The organism is Achromobacter sp. NPDC058515, from assembly GCF_042721735.1.
Taxonomy (GTDB): domain Bacteria; phylum Pseudomonadota; class Gammaproteobacteria; order Burkholderiales; family Burkholderiaceae_B; genus Achromobacter.
Window position 1 is genome coordinate 84,714 of record NZ_JBHXNI010000015.1, and the last position, 25,142, is coordinate 109,855.

At 65.5% G+C, this 25,142-nt stretch carries 16 protein-coding genes; 12 read left to right on the forward strand and 4 right to left on the reverse strand.

Annotated features, from left to right (window positions below; all coding sequences use genetic code 11):
* The first annotated feature begins 149 nt into the window (after positions 1-149).
* The 10 genes from ACFWP0_RS23100 to ACFWP0_RS23145 all read left to right on the forward strand — a co-directional run bounded on the left by ACFWP0_RS23100 (position 150) and on the right by ACFWP0_RS23145 (position 18,251).
* Positions 150-7,283: an Ig-like domain-containing protein gene (locus ACFWP0_RS23100; RefSeq protein WP_377846026.1), complete on the forward strand. Its 7,134-nt coding sequence runs from the start codon at positions 150-152 to the stop codon at positions 7,281-7,283.
* A 170-nt stretch (positions 7,284-7,453) separates the two neighbouring features.
* The gene (locus tag ACFWP0_RS23105; protein WP_377846027.1) at positions 7,454-9,748 is read left to right on the forward strand and encodes a type I secretion system permease/ATPase; all 2,295 of its coding nucleotides are present in this window, start codon (positions 7,454-7,456) and stop codon (positions 9,746-9,748) included.
* Positions 9,749-9,759: 11 nt separating this feature from the next.
* Positions 9,760-11,010, forward strand: coding sequence for an HlyD family type I secretion periplasmic adaptor subunit (locus ACFWP0_RS23110; RefSeq protein WP_377846028.1), 1,251 nt, complete (start codon positions 9,760-9,762; stop codon positions 11,008-11,010).
* A 297-nt stretch (positions 11,011-11,307) separates the two neighbouring features.
* A complete protein-coding gene (locus ACFWP0_RS23115; protein WP_377846030.1) occupies positions 11,308-13,188 on the forward strand; it encodes a TolC family protein in 1,881 nt (626 codons plus the stop codon).
* A gap of 31 nt (positions 13,189-13,219) precedes the next feature.
* Positions 13,220-13,900 (forward strand): response regulator, encoded by a 681-nt coding sequence (locus tag ACFWP0_RS23120; protein WP_377846032.1) that lies wholly within the window; start codon positions 13,220-13,222, stop codon positions 13,898-13,900.
* A 98-nt stretch (positions 13,901-13,998) separates the two neighbouring features.
* Positions 13,999-14,310: a hypothetical protein gene (locus ACFWP0_RS23125; RefSeq protein ID WP_377846033.1), complete on the forward strand. Its 312-nt coding sequence runs from the start codon at positions 13,999-14,001 to the stop codon at positions 14,308-14,310.
* A gap of 39 nt (positions 14,311-14,349) precedes the next feature.
* Complete coding sequence (locus ACFWP0_RS23130) at positions 14,350-14,973, forward strand: hypothetical protein (RefSeq protein WP_377846035.1); 624 nt, start codon at positions 14,350-14,352, stop codon at positions 14,971-14,973.
* Positions 14,974-15,074: 101 nt separating this feature from the next.
* Complete coding sequence (locus tag ACFWP0_RS23135; protein WP_377846037.1) at positions 15,075-15,785, forward strand: DUF2968 domain-containing protein; 711 nt, start codon at positions 15,075-15,077, stop codon at positions 15,783-15,785.
* A 37-nt stretch (positions 15,786-15,822) separates the two neighbouring features.
* Positions 15,823-17,619: a hybrid sensor histidine kinase/response regulator gene (locus tag ACFWP0_RS23140; RefSeq protein WP_377846039.1), complete on the forward strand. Its 1,797-nt coding sequence runs from the start codon at positions 15,823-15,825 to the stop codon at positions 17,617-17,619.
* Positions 17,616-18,251, forward strand: coding sequence for a response regulator (locus ACFWP0_RS23145; protein WP_377846040.1), 636 nt, complete (start codon positions 17,616-17,618; stop codon positions 18,249-18,251). Before ACFWP0_RS23140 ends, ACFWP0_RS23145 begins: the two co-directional genes overlap by 4 nt.
* On the opposite strand, the gene ACFWP0_RS23150 is transcribed toward ACFWP0_RS23145, so the two are convergent.
* The 3 genes from ACFWP0_RS23150 to ACFWP0_RS23160 all read right to left on the reverse strand — a co-directional run bounded on the left by ACFWP0_RS23150 (position 18,190) and on the right by ACFWP0_RS23160 (position 21,936).
* Positions 18,190-20,364, reverse strand: coding sequence for a peptidase domain-containing ABC transporter (locus ACFWP0_RS23150; protein WP_377846042.1), 2,175 nt, complete (start codon positions 20,362-20,364; stop codon positions 18,190-18,192). The two genes, ACFWP0_RS23145 and ACFWP0_RS23150, sit on opposite strands and share 62 nt — an antisense overlap.
* The gene (locus tag ACFWP0_RS23155; protein ID WP_377846044.1) at positions 20,361-21,608 is read right to left on the reverse strand and encodes an HlyD family secretion protein; all 1,248 of its coding nucleotides are present in this window, start codon (positions 21,606-21,608) and stop codon (positions 20,361-20,363) included. The genes ACFWP0_RS23150 and ACFWP0_RS23155 overlap by 4 nt, the downstream gene beginning before the upstream one ends.
* Positions 21,609-21,762: 154 nt before the next feature.
* Positions 21,763-21,936: a hypothetical protein gene (locus ACFWP0_RS23160; protein ID WP_377846046.1), complete on the reverse strand. Its 174-nt coding sequence runs from the start codon at positions 21,934-21,936 to the stop codon at positions 21,763-21,765.
* Positions 21,937-22,244: 308 nt separating this feature from the next.
* Here ACFWP0_RS23160 and ACFWP0_RS23165 point away from each other — a divergent pair, with 308 nt between their 5' ends.
* Together ACFWP0_RS23165 and ACFWP0_RS23170 are read left to right on the forward strand one after the other, a co-directional pair.
* On the forward strand, positions 22,245-23,288 hold the full coding sequence (locus ACFWP0_RS23165; RefSeq protein ID WP_377846048.1) for a patatin-like phospholipase family protein: 1,044 nt from the start codon (positions 22,245-22,247) through the stop codon (positions 23,286-23,288).
* Positions 23,289-23,292: 4 nt separating this feature from the next.
* Positions 23,293-24,744 carry a GntP family permease gene (locus ACFWP0_RS23170; protein ID WP_377846050.1) on the forward strand — a complete coding sequence of 484 codons (1,452 nt, stop codon included), beginning with the start codon at positions 23,293-23,295 and terminating at the stop codon, positions 24,742-24,744.
* Between the two features lie 12 nt (positions 24,745-24,756).
* Here ACFWP0_RS23170 and ACFWP0_RS23175 read toward each other — a convergent pair whose 3' ends face one another.
* Positions 24,757-25,047, reverse strand: a complete 291-nt coding sequence (locus ACFWP0_RS23175; protein WP_377846052.1) for an MSHA biogenesis protein MshH — start codon at positions 25,045-25,047, stop codon at positions 24,757-24,759.
* Between the last annotated feature and the right edge of the window lie 95 nt (positions 25,048-25,142).

Genomic DNA, 25,142 nt, shown 5'->3' on the forward strand with positions numbered 1-25,142 from the left:
GACGCGCGAGCGCGTTGCCTTGCGCCCGGGCGCCGCGCTTGTGGGCAACCGATGTCCCCGTACTTCGCTCTGGAAAAACACCGGCTGGTTGCCAGCCGGTGTTTTTCGTACGTGATCGCTCGACGCAATCCTACCTGCAAGGAACCGAAGTGAAGAAAACGAATTGGAACCCCAACTTCGCGGTGCTGTCCGACAAGCGCAGCTTCCAGCTCCAACCCCTGCATGCGCTGAAAGATACGCTGCGGGTTCCGGCCTTCGAGGGCGGACAGTACCTGTTTACCGAAGCCGCCGGCACGGCCCTGCCGGAGGACCTGACGGCCGCGCGCGCGGGCAACGACCTGTACGTGAGCCTGCGGTCGGCGGGCTGGGAAAAACCGGTCGTCATCGTCGAGGATTTCTACGCCATGCAGGGCGAGGTCTACGGCATGGATGGCGAGGGCGCCTATCAGCGGTTGCTGGGCGCCGACGGCGCCTCGCCGCAAGGTCCGGCAATGCTCGCGGCGGAGCGCCTTGGCTTCTGGCACCAGCAGCAGGAGGCCGTGGCGCTGCACCATATCAAGCAGTCGGTGCATGCCCAGGACACGGCGCAAGCCAATCCGGCCGCCGTGCCGGGCGAAGCGTCCGACGCTGTCCAATCCGCCGCCACGCAAGCGCAGCCCGCGATGGCGATGGCCACGGCCTTGCCGGCCAGCGGGGATGCGCAGGTCGCGTCCGCCGCCGCGCCCGCGTTCGACGATCTTCCGATTGCGGTCACGCATATCGTCGACGACGTCAGCACCAGCGGCGAGGTGCGCGAGCTGGGCGCCAACGCGATCATCGACGACAACCTGCCGGCTATCTTCGGCACCGGCCCGGCCGGCGCGCAGCTGAACATCCTGGATGGCAGCGCAGTGATCGGCAGCGTGACGGTCGGCGCGGATGGAACCTGGTCCTTCGCGCCCGAGATCCCCTTTTCCGAGGGCGGCCACATCCTGTCGGCCCGCGATGCGGGGTCGGGAGCGCCGCCGTCGTCCAGCTTCATCTTCATCGTCGACACGATCGCCCCGGGCAGCACGTCGATTGCGTCGGTCAGCGAAAATCTGCTGAACCCCCAAGGCGACCAGGTTCCGAACGGCGGGTCGACCAAGGACAACACCCCGACCCTCAGCGGCAAGAGCGAGCCCAATTCCCTGGTCACGATCTACAACTTCGGCGTGCCGGTGGCCAGCATCACCTCGGACGTGCGCACCGGCGCGTGGAGCTGGAAGCCGATGTACCCGCTGCCCGATGGCGAATACAAGTTCTCCGCCCGGGCGTCGGACTTCGTGGGCAATACGGGCCTGTCGTCGAAGTCGTACACGATCGTCGTCGACACGATTCCCGTGCCGACCGCGAAGGTCGCCTTCGTGGGCATCACCGACGACACGGGGAGCTCCGCCACCGACTACATCACCAGCGACAGTACGCTGCTGGTCCGGGTCGAGGTCGACCGGGCGTTGAACCCGGGCGAAGTGGTGCAGATCTCGATGGACAACGGCGCAAGCTGGTCCAATGCTGTCCAGGTTGGCAACCACTGGGTGCATGACAACACCGCCCGCGCCCTGGCCGAAGGCGAGCGCACGCTGCAGGCCCGCGTCGTCAACACCAAGGGAGAGGTCGGCCCCGCGACGTCGCAAGACATTGTCATCGACCTCACGAAACCGGCCCATACGGTATCGATCACGACGTACGTCGACGACGCCGGCGAGTCGCAGGGCGAGTTCAGCTTCGGGGCGGCGCCGTCCACCGACGACAAGTCGCCGCTGCTCAAGGGAACCCTCGATCCGGCGCTGGGCAACGGCGAGCGCGTCGCGATCTATCGCGACGGCGAGTACCTGGGCCTTGCCGACGTCGCCGGCACGACGTGGAAATACCAGGACGCCGGGCTGGGCGATGGCCGCTACGTCTACACGGCCCGCGTGATCGACGCGGCAGGCAACGAAGGCGCCGACTCCGATCCGGCGACGCTGGTCCGCGAGGAGATGCTTACGCTGCATGCGGCCGATACGGTCGCGCACGAGGCTGCCCTGCAAGGCGGGACGGGTGCCGACTGGCTTTTCAAGAACGGCAGCTCCACGTCCGATTCGACGGCGGGGGGCGGGTTTACGCTCGGCGGCACCGTGACCGATGTCAAGTTCACGCTGGGCGGCGAGGCTATCGACGTGCCGGTTTCGGCTCTGGCCGGCAACCCGACTTATACGCTGGGCGGCGACACGCTGGCGATCACCAGCCACGGCAACGGAAAATACAGCTATACGTACACGCTGAACACGCCAAAGAGCCACGACACCAGCGGCGGCGCGGTCGGCGAGAAAATCGGCAACGACCTGACGATCAAGGCTTCCGACGCCAACGGCAAGTCGGTGTCGGAGACCGGCAGGATCGAGGTCGTCAACGACGAGATCCAGGCTTCGCCGGACGACTTCTATGTCGCCAAGGCGGAAGTTCCCGGCGTCAACATCACCGTCGCGGTCGACTACTCCAACTCCATGGCGAGCCATTTCCCGGAGCTGAGGGCGGGCTTGAAGGGCATGCTCGACAGCTATGGGAATGCCTACGCGCCCGGAACGCCGTTGACGTTCACGCTGTTCTGCTGGGACGGCAGCGGCCAGCCTTTGCTGAAGACCAAGACCGTGGACTCCCTGGACGCGGCCAAGGCCTGGATCGACCAGGCGTTGAGCGCCGGAACCTCGGCGTTCAATCCCAACTGGACCGACGGGGTGAACCTGATCCAGGATGCCGTCCAGAAGTCGATGGACCTGCATCCGGATTGGAACCAGAAGGTCTATTTCATCTCCGACGGCAGTCCTGGCTCGGGCCAGATGACCCCCGCCATGCTGGAAACGCCGCAGAGCTGGAAGGATTTCATCAGCGGCGCCAACACGGACATCATCGATGTCTACGGGATAGGCTTCGAATCCGGCCAGCGCCACGATGCGGTGCAGAAGGTGCTCAATCCGAATGATGCCGGCGACAAGTACTACGCGGTCACCAATGACGGCGCGCTGGCGGCCATCCTGGGCAGCACCGTCGTCACGGAAGGCAATCTGTTCGATTCGCCCAACCCGATCGGCGAACACCAGAGCGTCGTCCTGGGCGCCGACGGCGGCTTCATCCTGGGCTCGGTGCGGGTGGGCTCGACGGCCTACGCGTTCGGGGCAAGCGACAGCGTCTCCGTGGCGCTCCAGGACGGGGGCTCGATGGAGATCTTCAAGGACGGGACGTTCAAGCTGACGCTTCCGAGCGGCGCCGCTAATTTCACGGTGCCGATGACTTTCGAACTGCGCGACGCCGACGGCGACACCGCAACGATTGCCAAGACCTTGCGGTTCGGCACCTTCAGCGTCACGATCGAGAAGGCCATCGACGACTATGGCCTGGTCACCGGCCCGGTCGCCAACCACGGCGCGACCGACGATACGACGCCCACCCTGGTCGGGCGGGCGCTGCCCTACAAACTGGTGACGATCTCCGAGGGCTCGACGGTGCTGGGGTCTGCCATGGCGGACGAGAACGGCAACTGGAGCTACACCCCGCCGGAGCAGGATGAAGGAACGCACGTCTACACGGCGACTTCCTCCGACCTGGATGGCGGAAGCAGCAGCTGGAATTTCACGCTGACCATAGACCTGACGCCGCCTGGGGCGGTGGCTTCGGTCGACGGCTATTTCGACGATAGCGGCGTTTCGCAGGGCGATTTCACCTTTGCGGCGGCGCCGTCCACGGACGACACCTCGCCCAAGCTGAAGGGCACGCTCAGCCAGGGCCTCGATGCCGGCGACCGCGTGGCGGTCTATCGCGACGGCGCGTATCTTGGAGACGCCGTCGTCAATGGCGAGGACTGGGAGTTCCAGGACGATGGCCTGGGCACCGGCAGCTACACGTACACCGCCCGCGTGATCGACGCGGTTGGCAACAAGGGCGGGATATCCGACCCGGCCACGCTGATCCGCGAGGATATGCTCACGCTCGCCGCGACCGACACGGCCGTGCATGAGGCGGCTCTCGCGAACGGCACGGGCATCGACTGGGCCGCCAATGACGGCAGCACGACAAGCGACCGGATTGCAGGCGGCGACTTCACGCTTGGCGGCGACGTGACCGAGGTCACGTTCAGGCTCGGCGGCGAGGAAAGAACCGTCAGCGTGGGCGAGCTTGCAAGAAATCCGGCCTACAAGCTGGGCGGCGACACGCTGGCGATCGCCAGCCATGGCGACGGCAAGTACAGCTACACCTATACGCTGGACACGCCGAAGGCGCACGACACCAGCGGCGGCGCTGCCGGGGAGACTGTTCGCAACGACCTGACCATCACCGCCAGGGACGCCAATGGAAAGTCGGTGTCGGAAACGGGCCGGATCGAGGTCGTCAACGACGAATTGCGCGCCTCGCCCGGCGAGTTCCTCATCGGCGATATCGAGGCGCCGGTGGCGGGCGTGAACCTCACGCTCGTGCTGGACAAATCGGGGTCGATGCTTAATATGGGGAACACGCCGCAAGGCATGCAGACCAAATGGGACGTCCAGATCAAGGCCGTCCATGAACTCCTTGACAAGTATGCCGATGTGTATGCGGCGGGGACGGCGTTCAATGTCGATATCGTCGTCTTCAGCTGGACCGTGGAGTACAGCCGGAGCTTTGCTTCCTTCGAGGAGGCCAAGGCATGGCTCCGGACGATCACGTATCTGGATCCGCAAGCCACTACCAATTATGACGCCGCATTGACCGAGGCCCAGAGGTTGATCCGCCATTCCTTCGATGTGCGGCCGGGCTGGGAACAGAAAGTCTATTTCCTGACGGATGGCGAACCGAATAGCGGCGTCGTGCCTCAAGGCTGGATCGATTTCGTCAACGGACGGTACAAGGATTTGGTCGACGTCTACGGCGTCGGCATCCACGAGGCCGCCGCCTCGGCTTCGGAGTACATCAAGGCGGCCCTGGGCCCGGGCGACGAGTACCTCAGCGTCGCCGACCCGGCCGACCTGGCCGCGGCGTTGAAGAACACGGTCGCGGTCGAGGGAAATCTCTTTGGCGCGGACGGCAGCCTCGGCTATCAGCAGACCATCGCGCTTGGGGGCGACGGTGGGTTCAAGCTGCTGAAGGTGACCGTGGGCGGAACGGAGTATGTGCTTGGCGCGTCGCCGGTGACCATCCAGATCGAGCCAGGACTGTCGATGCAGATTGCAGCGGACGGAAACTTCAAGGTCGAAAGCGACGGTCCGTTGCCGGACCTTCCGGTTGCGGTGACCTTCGAGGTGGTCGACGCCGATGGAGACAGGCATACCCTCGCCGAGACCCTGCACCTGGGCAAGACGTCCTCGCTGAAGATCGAGTCCTTCGAGGACGATGCCGGCGCCGTGCATGGCGTCCTGGGCAACGGCGCCAAGACCGACGACGCCTCGCCGCTGCTGAAGGGTTCGCTGGCGGACAGCCTCCAGGCCGGGCAGCGGGTTGACATCTACGAAGACGGCCGGCTCGTCGGGACAGCGACGGTCACGGGCAGGGATTGGCGTTTCCAGCTGGAGGACGTGGCCGCGGGCAAACACAGCTATACGGCCGTGCTCGTCGACGGCAATGGCGCCGGGCTTGAGATGTCGCGCCAGTTCCTGATCGATGTGAACCGCGACCCGGCTCTCGCCATCGACGGGTTTGGCGACCAGGCTGCGGCAAAGACGTATTCCATGGCCGATGGCAGCTACTGGATGTTCTATGCGTCGGACGAAGGCCAGGTGTTTGACTACCGGCTGTATGCGCAGCATTTCTCCGCCGATGGCAAGGCGCTGGGCGAGCGGGCGGCGATTGCCCAGGGCGCGGCGGCAGGCGACCGCTACATCGGCTATTCGGCGGAAAAGGGACAGCAGTATGTCGCCAACTACGACGTCAGCTTCAAGCCTGACGGGTCTTTCATGGTTGCCTACGCGACCAATGGCGGCGACGCGAAGCTGAGCAATGGGGGCGGCCAGAAGGTGTATCTCTCGAGTTTTGACGCCTCGGGCAACTTCATCGAGGACCTCGCGGTCAACCGGCGCTCAAGTGTCGAGTTGACGCCCAAGCTGGTGACGATGGGCGATGGCTCCTTCGTCCTGCTCTATACCGGCGGCTCGATCAATCCTGGGGATCATATCGGCGCCGGCATTCCCATGAGGCAGCACTTCCAGCGGTTCGCGGCCGATGGGTCACCTATCGATGCGGTGGCGTGGGTACTCGGAGACAATTTCTCTGGCGGGTATGTGGACTACTACCCGTATCTTCCGAGCGGGGCGATAAGCGACAAGACTGGCACGGACAGTTTCGGCGCGGTCGCGCTTGATGCCGACTCGTTTGGCGTCGTGCAGGGGCGAAGCGGTCTTGGAGGAGTCCCAGATGTGGTGTTCCATGCGAGGAAATTTTCGACGGGAGCGGCGATCGGAAGCGCCCAGCTGCTGAACACCCAAACGTCGGGCTTCCAGATCGGCGTTCAGATGATCGGGCTCAAGGGCGGGGGCTACGTGGCCGTGTGGGCGTCCAACCACACGGCGGGCGGGGCCCCGGGCACCCCGGCCCCGGGTTCGATGGACGAGTTCAACGTTTATTCGAGGACGTTCGACTGGAACGGCAGCGCCCTCGTTCCGCGCTCTGGGCCCGAGGCCATGGTCAATACGTCGACGGACGGCGTCAACGGCGTCTCCTTTGACCGGCTGAGCGTGCAGCTTGACGTGGTTGCATTGGAAACGGGCGGCTATGCCGTTGTCTGGGCCCGTTCCACGGGCTTCAATACGGCGGATATCTATGGGCAGACGTTCGACGCCGCGGGCAACAGGGTGGGAGGGGAGACCCTCATCTCGGCCAATACGGCGAGCTCGCCCGACCTGATGCCGACCGTGATGGCGCTGGACGATGGCGGGTACCGGGTCAGCTGGGTGCATTCCGATCCGCTCTACGACCGGGCCGATTTCAACGGGGATGTCTATACCAGCGTGGTCGATGCGAACGGGAATCTCGTCCAGGCGGCCCTCGATGCGGCCGATCCGGAACAGGCGGACAGCACGCTGGGTCTGCGCATCGAGGATCTGCTTGCCGACGGGCAGACGGACCTGCTGCTTGACGATGAGGAGGTCCAGGCGGTCGCGGATAAGCCTGATGGCGAGGCCGCGCAAGCCGCGCTGGATGACTGGATCGCGCAGGTCGACGCGCCGGTGGAGACCGCCGCGGCGGACGCCCACCGCGATGCGGCCGCAAGCCTGCGCATGCCGATCGAGGAGCAAGAGGCCGTCGGCCTGATGTAAGCCACCCGGGGCGTGGGCGTGCTCACGCCCCGGCGCAGGCTTTTTTCGTACTTGTCCCACGCAAAACGGCTGAGATTCGGATTTTTCAGACACACCCGGCGTCTTGGGGACTCTACAGTGCTTGGCGCGATCCGATAAACCCACCTTGCCTTCCACTTTTAGGAGTTCCCATGTCGTCGGAGAGTCTCGCCGCTGCACCAGAGAATTCCTCCGCTGAGCTGCCGCCGCCCACCCGCGTTGTCGATACCTTGCTGCAGGCCACGCAGTGGATGTGCGCGACGCACGGTATCCGCCGCAGCCCCGAAGCCCTGTGCGCCGGCCTGCCCAAGGGCACGCTGCTCAGCCCTTCGCTTGCCATGGCGGCCATGACCAATGCCGGGCTGACGAGCGGCCTGGTGCGCCGCCGCGCCAACGATTTCTCCCCCTATGTCATGCCCCTGATCCTGCTGCGCAAGGACAAGGGCGCCGCCATTCTGATGGGCTATGGCAGGGACGAGAACAAGAAGCTCGTGTACCAGGTCATCATGCCGGACATCGGCATGAAGCCGGTGCAGGTCGCGCATGATGAGCTCGACACGTGGTATGCGGGCCATGCGATCCTGGCCAAGCCAGCGGCCCACATCGATACGCGGGCCGGCGACGAGACGCCGCGCGCCGCCGGCCACTGGCTGTTCTCGACGCTGTGGCGATACCGCCGCTACTACCGCAGCGCCGCGATCGGCGCGGTGCTGGTGAACGTCCTGGCGCTGGCCAGCATTTTCTTCACGATGAACGTGTACGACCGGGTGGTGCCCAACCAGGCCTACGTCACCCTGTGGTCGCTGGCCATCGGCGTGGCGGTCGCCATGGTCTTCGAAGGAGTTGCGCGATATGTCCGGGCGCACCTGCTGGACGTGGCGGGCAAGAAGGCCGACCTGGTGATGGGCTCGGTGCTGTTCCGGCAGGCGCTGGCCATCCAGATGGAGCACAAGCCGGCCTCGCCGGGCGCGTTCGCCAACCAATTGCGGGAATTCGAATCGGTGCGGGATTTCTTCGCGTCGGCCACGCTGTCCGCGGTGTCGGACCTTCCGTTCGTGCTGCTGTTTGTCGGCGTGATCTTCGCCGTGGGTGGGCCGCTGGGCTGGATTCCGCTGCTGATGATTCCCTGTATTGTCCTGATCAGCGTCGGGATCCAATGGCCGCTGGCGCGCACCATGCGCGAGAACCTGCGCGAATCCTCGCTCAAGCAGGGGGTGCTGCTGGAGTCCGTGGAAGGGATGGAAACGCTCAAGGCCGTCAGCGGCGAAGCCTATATGACCCGGCGCTGGGAAGCCTTCAGCGCGGCCGCCGCGAGCACCTCGATGAAGTCTCGCCAGCTGTCCAGCATGGCCATGAACATGGTCACGTTCCTGCAGCAGGTTCAAACCGTCGCCATTGTCGTCTTCGGCGTCTATTTGATCGGCGCCGGCGACTTGTCGCAGGGCGCGCTGATCGCCACCGTGATGCTGGCCGGGCGCGCGACGGCGCCGCTGGGGCAGGTCGTGGGCCTGGCGGTGCGATTCCAGCAGGCCAAGGCCGCCATGAGCTCGCTGAACAAGCTGATGGCCCTGCCGCTGGACCGCGAAGTGGGCAAGCAATACCTGCCGCAGCCCGCGCTGAGCGGCCAGTTGACGCTCAAGGGCGTGAAGTTCGAGTATCCCGCGCCTGCGGGCAAGCCCAATCCGCCGGTGCTGCAAGGCATCAACCTGTCCGTCGCGCCAGGCGAACGCGTTGCCATCCTGGGCCGGATCGGCAGCGGCAAGTCGACCTTGCTGCGCATCATGGCCCGGCTGTACCAGCCGACCGGCGGCCAGATGCTGATAGACGGCATCGACGTGACGCAGATCGATCCCGCGGATTGGCGGCGCGCCGTGGGGTACGTCGGGCAAGAGGCCAGGCTGTTTTTCGGCACCTTGCGCGAGAACATCATGATCGGCCGTCCGGATGCCTCGGCCGAAGCGTTCCTGCGCGTGTTGCGGCTGACGGGCCTGGACGAGGTGGCGCGCAAGCATCCCATGGGCATCAACCTTCCCATCGGCGAACGCGGCGAAGGGCTGTCGGGCGGCCAGCGGCAGCTTGTTTCGCTGGCCCGCACGCTGCTGGCGAGCCCGCAGCTCATTTTGCTGGACGAACCCACCAGCGCCATGGACACGCAGACGGAAACGCTGTTCATGTCGCATCTGGCGCGCGCCACGCAGGGCCAGACCGTGATCCTGGTCACGCACCGGATGTCGCTGCTCAGCCTGGTGGACCGGATCATGATCGTGGACGAGGGCAGGCTGGTGGCCGACGGTCCGAAGGACAAGGTCATCGCTTCGTTGAATGCCAATGAGAACCGGGCTGCCGCCAGCCCCGGCAAGCCTCGGCCCACGACGCAACCGCCGGCCGCGCCGGAAGAGAAACCTGCCGGCGCCGCAGCGCAATCCATTGCCGCCCAGGCGGCCTGACGGAGCCTTCCATGTTGAACTTCCTGCGGCGCGCGCCAGCGCGCGCCGGTTCCGCCCCTTTGCAGCGCGGCGACGCCGCCTTCATGAGCGATCTGCGCGAATCCCTGCTGACGCAGACCACTCCCGGCTCGAAGGCCATCCTGTACCTGTTTGCCGCCTTGCTGGTTGCGGGCCTGGCCTGGGCCAAGTACGCCCGGGTGGAGGAAATCACCCAAGGCGAAGGCAAGATCATTTCCAAGAGCCGGGAACAGGTCATCGAAAGCCTGGAAGGCGGCATCCTGTCCGAGCTCCTGGTGCGCGAAGGCGATATCGTGGAAAAGGGCCGGGTCCTGGCCAGGATCGACCCCACGCGGGCCCAGGCTACCTACAAAGAGCTGTACACCAAGCAGGTTGGCCTGAAGGCGATGATGGCCAGGTTGAATGCGGAATCCTACGGGCAGCCTCTAGTCTTTCCCGAGGAGGTCAAGCAGCACCCGAATGTCGTGGAGCAAGAGACCAACGCCTATATGTCGCGCAGGCAGGCGCTGGAAGACAGCCTGAACGCGCTGCAGCGCAGCCATGCCTTGATCATGCGCGAAACCGCCCTGGCCGAACCGCTGGCCAAGCGCGGGCTGATGTCCGAGGTTGAAATCCTGCGCATGCAGCGGCAAGCCAACGACCTCCAGGTGCAGATGGTCGAACGGCGCAACAAGTACCAGGGCGAGGCCAATGCCGAACTCGTCAAGGTAGAGCTCGAAGTCGCCCAGATCACCGAGAACCTGGTGGGCCGCAAGGACATCGTCGAACGGACCACGCTCGTTGCCCCCGTGTACGGCACCGTGAAGAACGTGCGCATCAGCACCATAGGCGGCGTCATCCAGCCCGGCGACGACATCATGGAAATCGTGCCGCTGGAAGACCAGTTGATTGTCGAAGGCCAGATCAAGCCGCAGGACGTCGCGTTCCTGCGGCCGGGCCTGCCGGCCAAGGTCAAGGTGTCCGCGTACGACTACGGCATCTATGGCGGCTTGAGCGGCGAAGTCGTGCACATCAGCCCGGACACGCTCCAGGACGACAAGAAGATGGCGGCGGGGCGGCCAGACGCGATCTATTACCGCGTGCAAGTCCTGACGGACACGAGCTGGCTTGAGGCCGCTGGAAAGAAGCTGCCCATCATTCCCGGCATGACGGCCACGGTGGAAATCCGCACGGGAGAAAAGACCATTCTTGATTACTTGCTCAAGCCGGTCTTCAAGGCGCAAGAAGCATTCCGGGAAAGATAAGAAACCATGCATTTGCTGTACAGAAGAAGCACGTCTGGGGAGCGTTCGTCTCTTGAATGGTCCCGCCATGCGGTGTCGCTGTCGCTGGCCTGTGGCCTTTGCCTCACGTTCGCCCCGGTTCGCGCGCAAGGGCTGCTGTCCCATAACCCTTTGATGGAATGGGGCGGGGTTGCGCCCCGGCCTTCCGCGGCAGCGCCTGAAACCCTACCCGCCGACACGGCGCCGGCGCCGCGGGTCGTGGAATTGCGGCCGGAGGCCCATCGCGGCTCGATGCCTGCCGGTCCGGCGCCTGTCGCCATGCCGCAGCCCGCGTCCACCGCGCCGTTGCCTGCGCCCGCCGCGCCGTTGCCTGCACCTGCCGCCGCGCCGTTGCCGGTGCCCGCCGTTACGCCGCCACCCGCAGCCCTGCCATTGCCGGCGCCGGTGCGGGAAGCGCCGGCCGCCGTCACCATCCAGCTTGAGGCGGCGCCAGCGCGCGCCGACGTCGTGTCGATGCCGAAGCCAAGCCACGCGCCAGTTCCGACTATCCTTCTGGAACCGCGCCCGGAACCGCTCCCTTCCGCGCCGCCGGAGCGGCCTGCACGGGTTTCGCCTCCTGCCGAACCTCGCGGCGAAAGCGTCAAGACCTGGCATCTTCCTGTTTCTCGCGCCGAGTTCGTCCAGCCCTCCGGCACTGATCTTCAGATAGCTGGCTGGCCGCCCGAAGCCCCCGAAGCCCCCGAATCCCCGCCCGGCATCCCGGTTGCGGTCGAAGAGGGCGTGCAAGCATCAGCCGCGTCAGCCACCGCCGGGCAATCCCGGACGGCCTCGAACCCTGAGTCGTCTTTCTTGAATGCGGCGGCCGCGGCGGCCGAGGCCGACCCGGGTGTGCCCACGAACAATGCGCCGACGCGAGGCGGGCATTTTTCACAGTGGCTTGCCGAAGAACGGGATGTGGACGGCCAGGCGTCCGCAGGCGCCGTGCCGGAGCCGCAGATTCGCAACGCGATTTCGCAAGCCTTGCAGCAAGCCGTGATGCGCAGCCCGCTGCTGCAGCAGGCCCAGGCGGAATGGGCCGCCGCCGAAGAGGACGTGAGCGAGGCCAAGGGCCAGCGCTGGCCCCAGATCGACCTGGGCGCCAACTCGCGCGCCGCCACGCTGGGGGGAGGGTCCGACACCTACGCTTCGCGCCAGGGCGTTTCGCTGAACATGACGACCAACGTCTTCGATTGGGGGCGAGTCAGCAAGGTCATCGAGAGCCGGGGGCAGCTGGCCACCGCGGCGAGCAAGAAATACCTGGCGGACCTGGAGTCGCTGGCGTTCGACGTCTCCAGCAATATTGCGGAGCGGGAAAAGAACGTCCGCATCGTCAGGATCAGCCAGCAGTACGTGGACCGCATGAGCACGCTGATGAACATGCTGAACGAGATCGTGATGATCGACCGGGGTCGCGCCAGCGAGCTCACCCAGGCTCGCGCCCGCCTGCTCGAGGCCGAAGCCAGCCGGGACGCGGCCGCGGCAAGAATGCGCGATATCGAGATCCAGCTTCGCAAATTGATTGGTGAAAAGGCCGTCGACCTGCCGGACAACCGCGACTGGGCGATGGTCCCTGCCAACATGGACGCGCTATTGGTCGCGGTACGCGAACATCCCAGCCTGCTGCAAGCCGAAGCCGCCGCCGAGGCCGCGGAACTGAATGCGCAAGCGCTGAAGGCCGGGCAGAAGCCGCAGCTGGACTGGGTCGTCAACAAATCGACCGCCAAGGATTCGCTGGGACGCGAACAGTCCTGGCAAACCATGGTGACTATCAGCTGGCCGCTGTTTCGCGGCGGTTCGATGCGCGCCGCGCAGAGCGCGGCTTCGCTGCGCGCCGTGGCGGAACGGCAGCGCAAAGCGCAGCAAACCATGGATCTCGAGTACGAGATCCGCACGGCGGACGAAAACGCCAGGACATTCCTTGCCCGCGCGGACCTTTACCGGTCCTTGACCGCGGAAACCGATCGCGTGCGCAAGGCCTTCTTTGAACAGTGGTACCACTTGGGAAGAAGAACGCTGCTGGATGTGCTGATCGCGGAAAGCGATCACCACAATAATCGCGTGAATGAAGTCAACAGCCGCTATGACGGCTACCTGGCGATCTTGCGCGGATACAACCGGGCGGGCCGCCTGGGAACATGGCTACAGGAGAACGGCGGATGAGCGCCATCAGCACAGACAGTACCGACACGACATGAAAATAAACTTGATCATCGCCGATGACCATCCCACGCTGATTGCTGGCGTCAAGCATGAACTGGCCGGTATACACACGCTGCACGTCGTGGGTACGGCCCGGAATTCAACCGAGATCGTTGACCAGCTGTCGCGCTTGCCGTGCGACATCCTCATCACCGACTATGTCATGCCCGGAGGCGAATTCGGCGACGGCATGAGCATGCTTTCCTTCTTGCGCCGGCGGTACCCCGACTTGCGGATCATTGTCTTCACCACCATCGACAATCTCGGCATCATCAAGGAAATGAACAAGATCGGGGTGTATTCGGTGTTGAACAAGGTGGACGACATCGGGCATCTTATTTCCGCGATTCACGCGGTTTATGCGGGCGCGCCGTACCTGTCCCCCAGGCTGCGCTCGGCAAATCAGCTCGCCGACAACAGTAGTTCCACCGCAAAGGCCGGAAATCCAAAGTTGTCCCGGCGTGAAACGGAAGTTGTCCGTCTTTACGTCTCGGGCATCTCGATCAATGAAATTGCGCAGCAACTGAACCGGACCAAGCAAACCGTCAGCTCGCAGAAAACCAGCGCAATGCGAAAACTGAGCATAGAAAGGGATGCCGATCTTTTTCGTTTTGCCTATGAAACCGGGCTTGCCGTTGCCAGCCGCCAGCAGGAGCCGGAGGGTTCCGGATGACCCTGCGGTTCGGCATATGTAACACCGATGCTTTTTGATACTTGTCCTATTGTCACGCTTAGACCACATCCTTACACTGGGTCACAGTATGGAACACCGTGAAGAATCAATTCAGCCGCCGCGTCGCGCGGAAAGCTCCGAACGGACCTGATTCTGGTTTGTCGCGATCTGGCTTACGCGCGCAAAAGTTTCTGCTGGGGACACTTGTGAACAAGCATGACAATGGTGCGATTCACCGCGCCTTACTGAAGTTCGCCCACCTGAACGAAAGAGGGCAGGGAAAGTTCATTTCCCAGATGAATGATTTCCTGCTCGCATCGCCCAAGCGGCGTCGGCTGCTGACCGAGATCTGGGAGCGCGAGCAAGACGTATCCGCGATGAGCCTGATGGCGTCCGACCGGCCCGACTGACACGAAACATTTTTTTTACTTTTCCTTTGGCGTCCGGCAATGCGATTTGCCATGCACGGCTGCGTCCGGTCGTCCCGAGAATCGGCACGGCTGCAGGCGCGACCGGCCGCGCCATCGGCTTTGATTCCGGATTTTATGCCTGTTCAAGATACCAGCAGCCGCAGTTCGCCACACCTCGGTTCCAGGCGCTTTTCGCCCCAAGGGATTCTCAACCTTGAACTGCTGCGCGACGCGCGCGAAGCGTGGCCGCACGTTGCGGGTTTGCTGTTGCGCGCCTATCTGGCTTTCCAGTTCATCGCGCTGGAGTTCAATTCGCCGGCGGGTTGGCCAAGCGCCGCCGATATATTCCAGCAGCAGCAACAGGGTGTGTTTGCGTCCGTGTTGTCAACGCTGGCCACGGGACTGCTCACGATCATGAACCTGGTGTTTTCGATCTTCCTGCTTCTGGCCGTGGCTCCCGAACTGGCAAGCGTTGTGCTGTTCGCGGCTCATTGCGCCGCGCTGTTTCTTTGTCCGTGGCTCTGGAATCTTTCGAATATCGGCACGTTGCAGGAGCGCTTGTTCTGGTCTTCGTATTTGCTGCTGCTGATTGCATGCGGTCCAGGCAAGATAACCCTGCCCGTGTTTCTGGGGCGGCTGAAAGGGCGGAGTGCCGCGCATTAACAAATTCTCGCAGAGGCGAAAGCCATACTTAAGAGAATGTAAACGAAACTCGTCGCTCAGTAATAGTTGCTATAGTTTCGCAACGAATTTTTGGGGAAGGCATGAACGTCCATTTTGTCCCTGCGGCTGCTCGCATTGCGCTGTCGGGTATGGTCTTGTCGGGCCTGGCCGCTTGCGCCATGGCGCCATCCGAAGCGCCCCGGGCCACGGTCAAACAGGTCGAGGGCACCCAGGCGGCCGCTGTGCCGATCGCGCAGCCCGAGATCTCGCCCGCGGTTGCCGCGCGGTCCTCGTCCACCGTGTCTGAATTGCAGGGATTGATCCAGGGCCGCCAGGTGTCGGAATTGCGCACCACCTACAACAGCAGCTACGGCGCCAGCCTGCTGTTCAAGCCGGACGACCTGACGTATTACGTTGCCTTGTTCCAGCAAAAGGATTTCTGGCGGGTCCTGAAGACCACCTCGGACAAGCAGGCCGAAACGACGTACCGCGCTTTCGCCGCGCAATCCGCCGACCTGGCCGACGTGGAAATCAAGCGGATCAAGCTGCAGGCGGAATACGCGCTTACCGAAAGGCTGCTGGCCAGCCGCAACGTCGAACTCAGCACCTTGCAGGCCGACCGCAGCTTGCGTTTGCAGCAGGACCAGCAGGTGGCGGCACGCCAGGAGCAATCTCGCCAGGAAACCACCGCGCTCGCCGACCAGCAAAACGACGTGCGTCAGCAGCTGCGCGACCTGCAGCGCCAGATCGACGCCCTGCAGGCGCAGCAGGCGCAGGTCGTGGCCAATCCCGGCGCCAGGCGCGGCAAGTAAGCGGGGGCAGCCTCCTATCGGTCCGTCCTCTTCCTCCATGCCGCCAGGCCCGTCCTACGCGGCCCGCATCGGCCAGGTGCAGGTCGACGCGCTGCGCCGCAGCTTCCCGTTCGCGCTGGCCGGATCGCTGATCACAGCCTGCTTTTCCGCGTTCGCGCTGCTTGACGTGCTTCCCCGGCAGGAAATCCTGCTGTGGATCACCGCCACGCTGGCCACAGGCGGGCTGCGGCTGGCCGCCATGGTCGCGTACGACCGCAGCCGGGCCGATCCGTCGGCGGCCCGGCGCTGGGTGCGCCGCATGCTGCTCGGCAACCTGTGCTCGGGCATCCTGTGGGGACTGCCTTTCGCCTACTGGACGTTCTTCGTCCCCCTGGAATACCAGCTGTTCTTCATCGTCATCCTGTTCGGGCTGGGCACGGGCGCCATCTACTCGAACTACATGATGCTGCCGGTGATGTACGCGTTCGAGGTGCCGGCCTTCGCGCCGATGTTCATCGCGCTGGCGGCGCAGCCTTCCGCCATCCACCTGGCGCTGGTGACGGGCGGGCTCGCGTACCTGGTCGCGACGCTGGCCTTCATTCACCGCATGAACCGCACCCACCTGGACGCCTTGCGGCTGGGCTATGAAAACCTGGCGCTGCTGGACCAGGTGCGCCAGGAAAAGACCGCGGCCGAGCGCAGCGACCTGGAGAAGTCCCGCTTCCTGGCGGCTGCCAGCCACGACCTGCGCCAGCCCGTGCATGCCGTGAACCTGTTCCTGGGCCTGCTGACGAATGAGCCCTTGTCCCGGCATGGACGCTATCTTGTGGACAACATCGCCAGCGCGATTTCCGCGATGGGCCATCTGTTCGACGCGCTGCTGAACCTGTCGCGGCTGGATGCCGGCGTCATCGAACCGCGTGTCGAGACGTTCCGGATAAGGCCGCTGCTGGACCAGCTGCGGGCCGAGTACGCCCCGCAAGCCGGCGAGAAGGGGATACGGCTGCGCGTGCGTCCGTGCGCGGCCAGCGTGCGGTCGGATCCCGTGCTGCTGGAACGCATCCTTCGCAACCTGATCAGCAATGCCATCATGCACACCGCCGGCGGCCGCGTCCTGATCGGCTGCCGGCGCGTCGCGGACCGCTTGCGCATCGAGGTCTGGGACAACGGCCCCGGCATCCCGCAGCCAGAGCAAGAGCGGGTCTTCTGGGAATTCCATCAACTGGGCAATCCCGAGCGCGACCGCGGCAAGGGGCTGGGCCTGGGCCTGGCCATCGTGCGCCGCACCGCCCGGCTGCTCGGGCACGAACTTGCGCTGCGCTCGGAAGTCGGCCGCGGCACCGTCTTCATGTTGACGGCGCCGTTCTCCGATTCCGCCGGGCCCAGCCTGTCCGCGACCGGGGCGGACCCGACATTGCCCCCGGCGCCCGCATCCGGCGAGGACTTGCGCGGTACGCTGGCGCTGCTGGTGGACGACGACGCGCAGAATCTGGCGGGCCTGTCCATGCTGTTCGAAAGCTGGGGCTGCCGCGTCATCGCCGCCACCAGCGGCAACGCGTTGTTCGAGCGCGTGCTTCCGCTGGCCGAGCGCCCCTCGCTGATCGTCAGCGATTACCGGCTGCGCGAGCACGAAACCGGCATCCACGTGATCGAAAGGCTGCGAGAGGAATACAACGACCCGGACCTGCCCGCCTTGCTGGTCAGCGGCGACACCGATCCGGCGCGGCTGGCCGAGGCCGCCGCCCGCGGCGTCCCGCTGCTGCACAAGCCGGTGCAGGTCCAGGCCCTGCGCGAGCACGTGACGGCCCTGCTGCACGCCAGGCGCGCCAACCCATCCACCGGAGACGCCGAATGACGGCAGTGCTATTGATCGACGACCACGCCATGTTCCGCGAAGCGCTGGCGATGGCGCTGGACTACGCGGCGCCCGGCCTGACGATTCATCCGGCCGCCAGCGGCCAGGAGGCGCTTGAGGTGCTTGACCGCCACATGGCGATCCAGAACGTCATCATGGATTTCTACCTGCCCGACATGTCCGGGGCGGACCTGCTCAAGCGCTTGCGCCAGCGCCGGGCGCAGCTGCGCATCCTGGTGCTGTCCGCCTCGCAGGACCCCGAGGACAGGCGCCGCGCCATGGACGCCGGCGCGCAGGGCTTCCTGAACAAGTCCGCCAGCTGCCAGGAGCTTGCCGCCGCGCTAGAAGCCGTCAACGACGCTTTGCCCCATCCCGGCGCGCCCGTGGCCACGCTGCCCGCAGGCGCGCAGGATGAGGCCGCCTTGCTGCGCGCGCTGACGCCGCGCCAGAGCGAGGTCTTGCGCCTGATGTGCGACGGACTGCGCAACAAGGAAATCTCGGAACAGCTGAACATGACGGAAAAGACCGTCAAGACGCACGTGTCGGCCATCCTGGGCACATTGGGCGTGCTCAATCGTACGCAGGCGACGCTAGTGGCTCGGCGCGGCGGCGTGTTCGGGAAGCCTGTCTAGCCTGCCCGCTGTCGCGGGCCACTTTACCCGCCGCCAGGGATATTTCCCGGCCGGCCGCCGCGATCGTGTCCGGGCGGTGCGCCACGATCACCCGCGTCATGTCGAGCCTGGCGATCGCCGTATTGACCACCCGTTCCCGCGCGATGTCCAGATGGCTGGTCGCCTCGTCCAGGAACAGGATGGCCGGCTGCTTGTACAGCGCGCGCGCCAGCAGCACCCGCTGCTTCTGGCCGCCGGAAAGCACCGTGCCCATGTCGCCCACCAGCGTGTTGTAGCCCATGGGCATGGCGCAGATGTCGTCGTGGACCGCGGCGATCCCGGCGCAGCGGCTGGCGCGGTCGGCATCATATTGCGGATCGAAGAAACTGATGTTCTCGCCGATGGATCCGGCGAACAGCACGTCGTCCTGCAGTACGGTGCCGGCGATCCGGCGCAAGGACGCCGCTCCTGCTCCGCGCACCGGCACGCCGTCGATCAGCACTTCGCCATCGGTGGGCGGGAGGATGCCAAGCAGGATGTTGATCAAGGTCGTCTTGCCGCCGCCCGATGGCCCCGTGATCGCCACCGATTCGCCCGGTTCGATCCGGAAGCTGACATCGTCCAGCACATAGGGCTCTTGCGGGTTGTACCGGAAGCGCAGGTTGCGGACCTCTATGGCCGGCGGATGCGTGTGCGCGCCTTGCGCGCGCGGCGTCTCGTCGACGGACTCCGGCGGCTCGCGCACGATATCGGCCAGGCGTTCGCCCTGCAGCCTCAGCATCTTCACTTCCACCAGCTTGTCCAGCAGGGCCGCCACGCGCTGGTCGAACAAGGTCTTGTAGACGATGAACGCCAGCAGCGCGCCTACCGTGAACTGGCCGTCCAGCACCAGCCTTGCCCCCAGCCAGAGAATCGCGATCGACGACAGGCCGAACAGCAGGCCGTTGAACGTGCGGAAGAAGAGTTCCCACTTCCGCACGCGCAGGTCCGCATTGATCTCGTTCACCAGCAGCGACAGCCATCTGGAACGCCGGTCGGTCTGATGCTGGAACAGCTTGATCGCCTTGACGCCGCGCACGGTTTCCAGGAAATGCGATTGCTCCTTGGCCGCGTGCACGATGTGGTCCTCGGTCGCATGGCGCAGCGGCGCGTAGCCGGTCCAGCGGGCCAGCCCGTACAGCGCCATGGCGCCCAGGGCGATCCATGCCAGCGGCGGGCTGTACAGGAACATCAGCACCAGCGTGATCAGCATGACCAGGCCATCGAGCACCGCCTCCAGAAACGATGTCGTCACGGTGCGCTGGATCGCATCGATGGCGCCGAAGCGCGACACCACGTCGCCCAGATGGCGCTTTTCAAAATAGCCGACGGGCAGGCGCAGCAGATGCGTGAACACATTCGTGCGCCATTGCAGGTTCAGCGTGGTGCCCATGACCAGCAGCATCCAGCTGCGCGCCACCGAGGTCAGCTGCTTCATCGCCATCAGCAGGCCGAAGGCCAGCGCCAGGGTCGTCAGCAGATCCCGGTCGCCGGTGTTCAGCACATGGTCCACGACCCACTGCAGGAAGAACGGCTGGACCACGGTCAGGATCTCAAGCGCCAGCGCCAGCAGCAGCACCTGCGAGAACGCGCCGCCCAGGCCCGAGACGCGCCCCGTCAGTTCGCGCAGCCGCACGGGCTTGTTCTCGTTGGCCTCCTGGAAGTCCGGGGTGGGCCATAGTTCCAGCGCGACGCCGGTGAACGACGCGGACAGCTCGCTGATGGAGCATTTGCGCGTGCCGGAGGCCGGATCGATCAGGGTGGCCGAGCGCGCGTTGATCGAGGTCAGCACCACGAAGTGGTTGAACTCCCAATGCAGGATGCAGGGCAGCTTCAGATGGCTCAAGGCCCCCAGGCTGACCTTGACGGGCCGCGACGCCAGGCCCAGCTGGCTGGCCACATGGATCAGCGTGGCCAGCGTTGCTCCCTTCAGCGACACGGGAAAGCGCCCGCGCAAGGCCGCAAGGCTCTGGTGGTGGCCGTGAAACCCCGCGATCATGCCCACGCAGGCCAGGCCGCATTCGGCCGCCTCGGTCTGCAGGAGCCGGGGTACGCGCCGCTTTACCCCCAGCGTCAGGCGTTCAAGCATGCTCATAGTTTTCCCGACAGGCGGTAGGCGGGATCAAACGCCCATTGATACAAGGGGCGCGTCTGCTGAAGCAGATCCGCCTCCAGCCGCATGCCGGGCCGCAGCGCCAGCTCCTGTCCCTGCGGCCCGCGCGCGGGCGCGTCCAGCGACACCGTGATCCGGTACATCGCTTCCTGGCCGCTTGCGCCCGCGGCGGCGTCGTTCAATTGCCATTCGGGCAGGGCGCCTCGCGTCACGGTCTGGACCACGCCGGCCTGCTGCCCGAAGGTCTGATAGGGATAGGCCGCAAGGCGGATCAGCACGCGGTCGCCGGGCGCGACGAACCCCACCGCGCGGCTGGGCGCCAGCAATTCGGCGAGCAGCTTCGCGTCCGCCGGCACGATGGCGGCAAGCGGCCGGCGGGTGTCCACGGCCTGTCCCACGTCGGCGGTCACGGCGGTGACCACGCCCGCCCGGGGGGCGGTCAGCACGATCCGGCGCCTGGCTTCGCTTTGCGTCAGCTCGACCGCCACGCCGGCCAGGTCCCGGTCCACTTGCGCCAGCAGGTTCTGCTGGCGCAGCGCCAGCTCGGCGAACGAGGCCTGGCGGCCGGACAGGTCCATCGCGATGCCGATGCGGTCGCGCAGCAGCGACTGCAGCTGATTTCGCTGGTCCAATAGTTCCGAACGCTTCTGGTCGGTTTCCTCGGGCGAAAGATAGCCTTTCTCCATCAGGCTCCGATACCGCTGGGCGCTGTCTTCGGCCAGCCTGATCCGGCTGCGCTGGCCGGCGATCTGGCTGTCCATCGCCGCCAGCTGGGCCTTCAGGCCGGCGATGGCGGCCGCCTGGGCGTCGTGTTCGCCTTGCTGCAGCAGCAGGGTCTTCTGGCGCGCCTGGCGCAAGCTTTCCTGGCGCTGCCGTATCTGCGCGCTGATGGCTTCCTGCGTGTCGCCCAAGGCGCTTTGCTGGTCGCCGGACACCACGTAAAGCACATCGCCCGCGCTGACGTGCTGGCCTTCCCGCACAGGGCGTTCGAGCACGATGCCGGCTTGCGGCACATAGAGCTTGAGCAGCCCGGTATCCGGCGCCAGCTGGCCGCTGACGGTTGCGCGCTTGGTGTACGTGCCGAACGCCAGGAACAGGCAGACGGCCAGCACGAAGCCGGCCAGCACCGCCGTGACCAGCGCGAACGACACCGGCCGGATCAGGACGATATCGCCCAGACCGACGGAACGTTGCGCGGCAAGCGCCTGTTTGCGATAGAGCGGCACGGCGTCAGGACCTGCATGAGGTTCGGGGCGCAAGCATCGCAGCCCCGGGAAAAAGGGAAAAAGCCGCGGCGGGCGCGCCGCCGCGGGTCAAGCCTTGTTGCCGGTACCGGCACAAGCTGCGGCAGGCATGAATGCCATGCCGCCTACGGCCGGATCAGGCGAAGAAATGCGACTTCGTTACAGGCCTGGAACTGCCGCGGCTCGATTGCGGGAGCGCAGCCTGCGGCTTTTTCGCGTTGGCGCCGCCGCTGACGGCGTTGATTTCTTCGGCGCTCAAGGGCCGGATCTGGCTCCTGGCGTCATCCTTCTTAGTGGACGTCTTTTTCATATCGATCTCCTGCTGCTTGCTGACGAAAGGAGCCGCGTCGGCGTCGGCTGAGCGTCAGCGGACGGACGGCTCCCGCCGCATTGCCATGCGGCGGAGCACCGTGGCCCCAACCGCTGACCGGCTCGATGCGGACAGTAGCAGCGGCCCGGTGCAGGCGCATCGGGCTTTAGTCGTAGAGATGGGAAGCACTTTCGTTTTCCCGGGGCATCGCGTATAACGATCACACGATATGTGCACTGCAACATCGTTCATATCGCAGTCTTCTACGATCGCCAGCGCGTCCCTGCACCCCAGCAAGGAGTTCCATAGTGGCCCGATCCAAAGCATCAGCGACCTCCCGCGATCCCCTGTTGATCGATCTTGCCCTGCAAGGCGGAGGCGCTCATGGCGCTTTCACCTGGGGCGTGCTGGACCGGCTGCTGGAAGAGCCCTGGCTGGGCATAGACGGCATCTCGGGCACATCCGCCGGCGCGATGAACGCCGCCGTGCTGGTGCTGGGCCATGCGCGCGGGGGCGCCGATGGCGCGCGCGCCGCGCTGGAGGATTTCTGGCGCCGCGTATCGCAGGCGGCCGCCTTCAGCCCGTTTCGCCGCAGCCCCTTCGACGTGCTGATGGGCTCCTGGTCGCTGGACAACTCGCCGCTGTTTGTCGCCTTCGATCTGGCCTCGCGCGTGTTCTCGCCCTATGACCTGCACGCATCGGGCTTCAATCCGCTCTCCGACATTCTCAAAGAAGCCATCGATTTCGATGAGCTCGCCAAGACCCCCATCCATTTGTTCATCACGGCGACCAACGCGCGCACGGGCCGCGGCCGGGTGTTCAAGAATGCCGAGGTGACCGCCGACGTGCTGCTGGCCTCGGCCTGCCTGCCCACGATGTTCCGCGCCGTGATGATCGACGGGGACCCGTATTGGGATGGCGGCTACAGCGGCAATCCGACCATCACGCCGCTGGTGCGCGAATGCAAATCGCGCGACACCATCCTGGTGCAGATCAATCCGGTCGAGCGTCCCGGCATACCCAGCAGCGCGCGCGAGATCCTGAACCGCCTGAACGAAGTGACATTCAATGCGCCGCTGCTCAAGGAGCTGCGCATGATCGCGCTGCTGCGCCAGGTGGCCGACCCGGGCAATGGCGAAGGCGCGATGTGGGCGGACATGCGCATACACCGGGTGTCGTCGGACATGATGGTGGAGCTGGGCTACTCGTCCAAGCTCAACGCCGAATGGCCGTTCCTGTGCATGCTGCGGGACGAAGGCAGGAAGGCGGCGGACAGCTTTCTTGCGGCGCATGGCCAGGACCTGGGCAAGCGCTCGACCCTCGACATCGACGAAATGCTGGGAGAGGTTTGACATCATGGGCCTGTTTGGAATCCTGCTTGCGCTGGTCCTGCTGATCTGGCTCGCTTATCGCGGCTGGAGCATCTTGTTGCTGGCGCCCGCGGCGGCCATGGTGACTGCCGCCGCGGCGGGCGAGCCGCTGCTGGCGCACTGGACCCAGACCTTCATGGGCGGCGCGGCGGGGTTTGTCGCGCAGTTCTTCCCCTTGTTCCTGCTGGGCGCCTTGTTCGGCAAGCTCATGGCCGACAGCGGCTCCGTGACGGCGATCGCCAACGTCATGACGCGCAAGCTCGGGGCCAAGCGCGCCATCCTGGCGGTGGTGCTGGCGGGGGGCATCGTGACCTACGGCGGCGTCAGCCTGTTCGTCGCCTTCTTCGTGCTGGCGCCCATGGCGCACGCCCTGTTCAAGGCGGCCGGCATTCCGGTGCGCCTGATGCCGGCGGCCATCCTGCTTGGCACTTCCACGTTCACGATGACCGCCTTGCCCGGCACGCCCGCCGTCCAGAACGCCATTCCCATGCCGTTCTTTTCGACCACGCCGTTTGCCGCGCCGGGCCTGGGAATCATCGCCAGCGCCATCATGCTGTCGTTTGGCCTGTGGTGGCTGACGCGGGCCGAAGCATCGGCGCGGCGCGCGGGCGAGGGCTATGTCGCGCCCGGCGGCATGGAGGCCGACGTCTCCGAGGACGTGGTGGTCCGCGAGCGCGCAACCGTGTCGCGCGAGTTCGACCCCGCCGAGATCCATCACGGCCAGCGCAGCGAGGACACGCCGTCGACGCTGGTGGCGGGCATTCCCCTGGCGGTCGTGATACTCGTGAACCTGCTCATGACGCTGGTCGTCCTGCCGCGCATGGATACTGCATGGCTGGCCGAGGCGCGATGGGGCGGCACGAGCCTGGCGGCCGTCGGCGGCGTCTGGTCGGTGATTACCGCGCTGCTCGCGGCCATCGCGGTGCTGGTGGCGCTGAACTACCGGCGCCTGCCGTCGCTGCGCGACACCATGGACGCCGGCGTGAACGCATCCGCCTTGCCTTTGCTGAGCGTCGCGAGCCTGGTCGGCTTTGGGGCGGTGGTCGCGTCGCTTCCCTCTTTTGCGCTGGTGCGCGACTGGGTGCTGTCCATCGAGGGCGGGCCGCTGGTGTCGCTGGCCGTGGCCACCAACGTGCTGGCGGCCCTGACCGGTTCGGCGTCGGGCGGGTTGACCATCGCCTTGCAGTCGCTGGCCAGCACCTACATGGAACTGGCGCAGACCCTGGGGATCGATCCGGCGCTGATGCATCGCGTGTCGGTAATCGGCGCGGGCACGCTGGACAGCCTGCCGCACAACGGCGCCGTGGTGACGCTCCTGGCCGTTTGCGGCTCGACGCATCGGGAAGGCTATATGAACATAGTCGTGGTGGGCATCGTCGGGCCCATCATCGGGCTGGCCGCCGTCATCGCACTGGGCGGCGCGCTCGGCTCGTTCTGAAGCGGACCCCGATCAGGACAGGGTGCGCGCCGGGAGCGCCGCCGACAGCTCGTTCAGGCTCAGGCCGCAGCAGCGGGCGCGTTCGGCCAGGGTTTCGCTCTGCTCCAGGGCCCGCCTGCTTTCGTCCAGCAGCACGTCGAGCTGTTCCTGGGCGGTCGCCGCCATGACCCAGGCCCGTTCGGAGAACAGGGCGGAGAATTGGTCCACGCAGGTCTTGCAGATGGCCGCGCCATTCTTTTCAAGCAGCGCCGCGCCCTGCGCAAGCGTCGATTGGCAAAACAGGCAGGCGAGGGCGTGGTTCATGCGTCCGGGGGCGTATTCAGGGTTGGCGGAAGGCGCCGCGGGGATCGCCGCGCCTGTCATGAACAACGGCGCGGCGGGCCAACTCTTAAATCGGA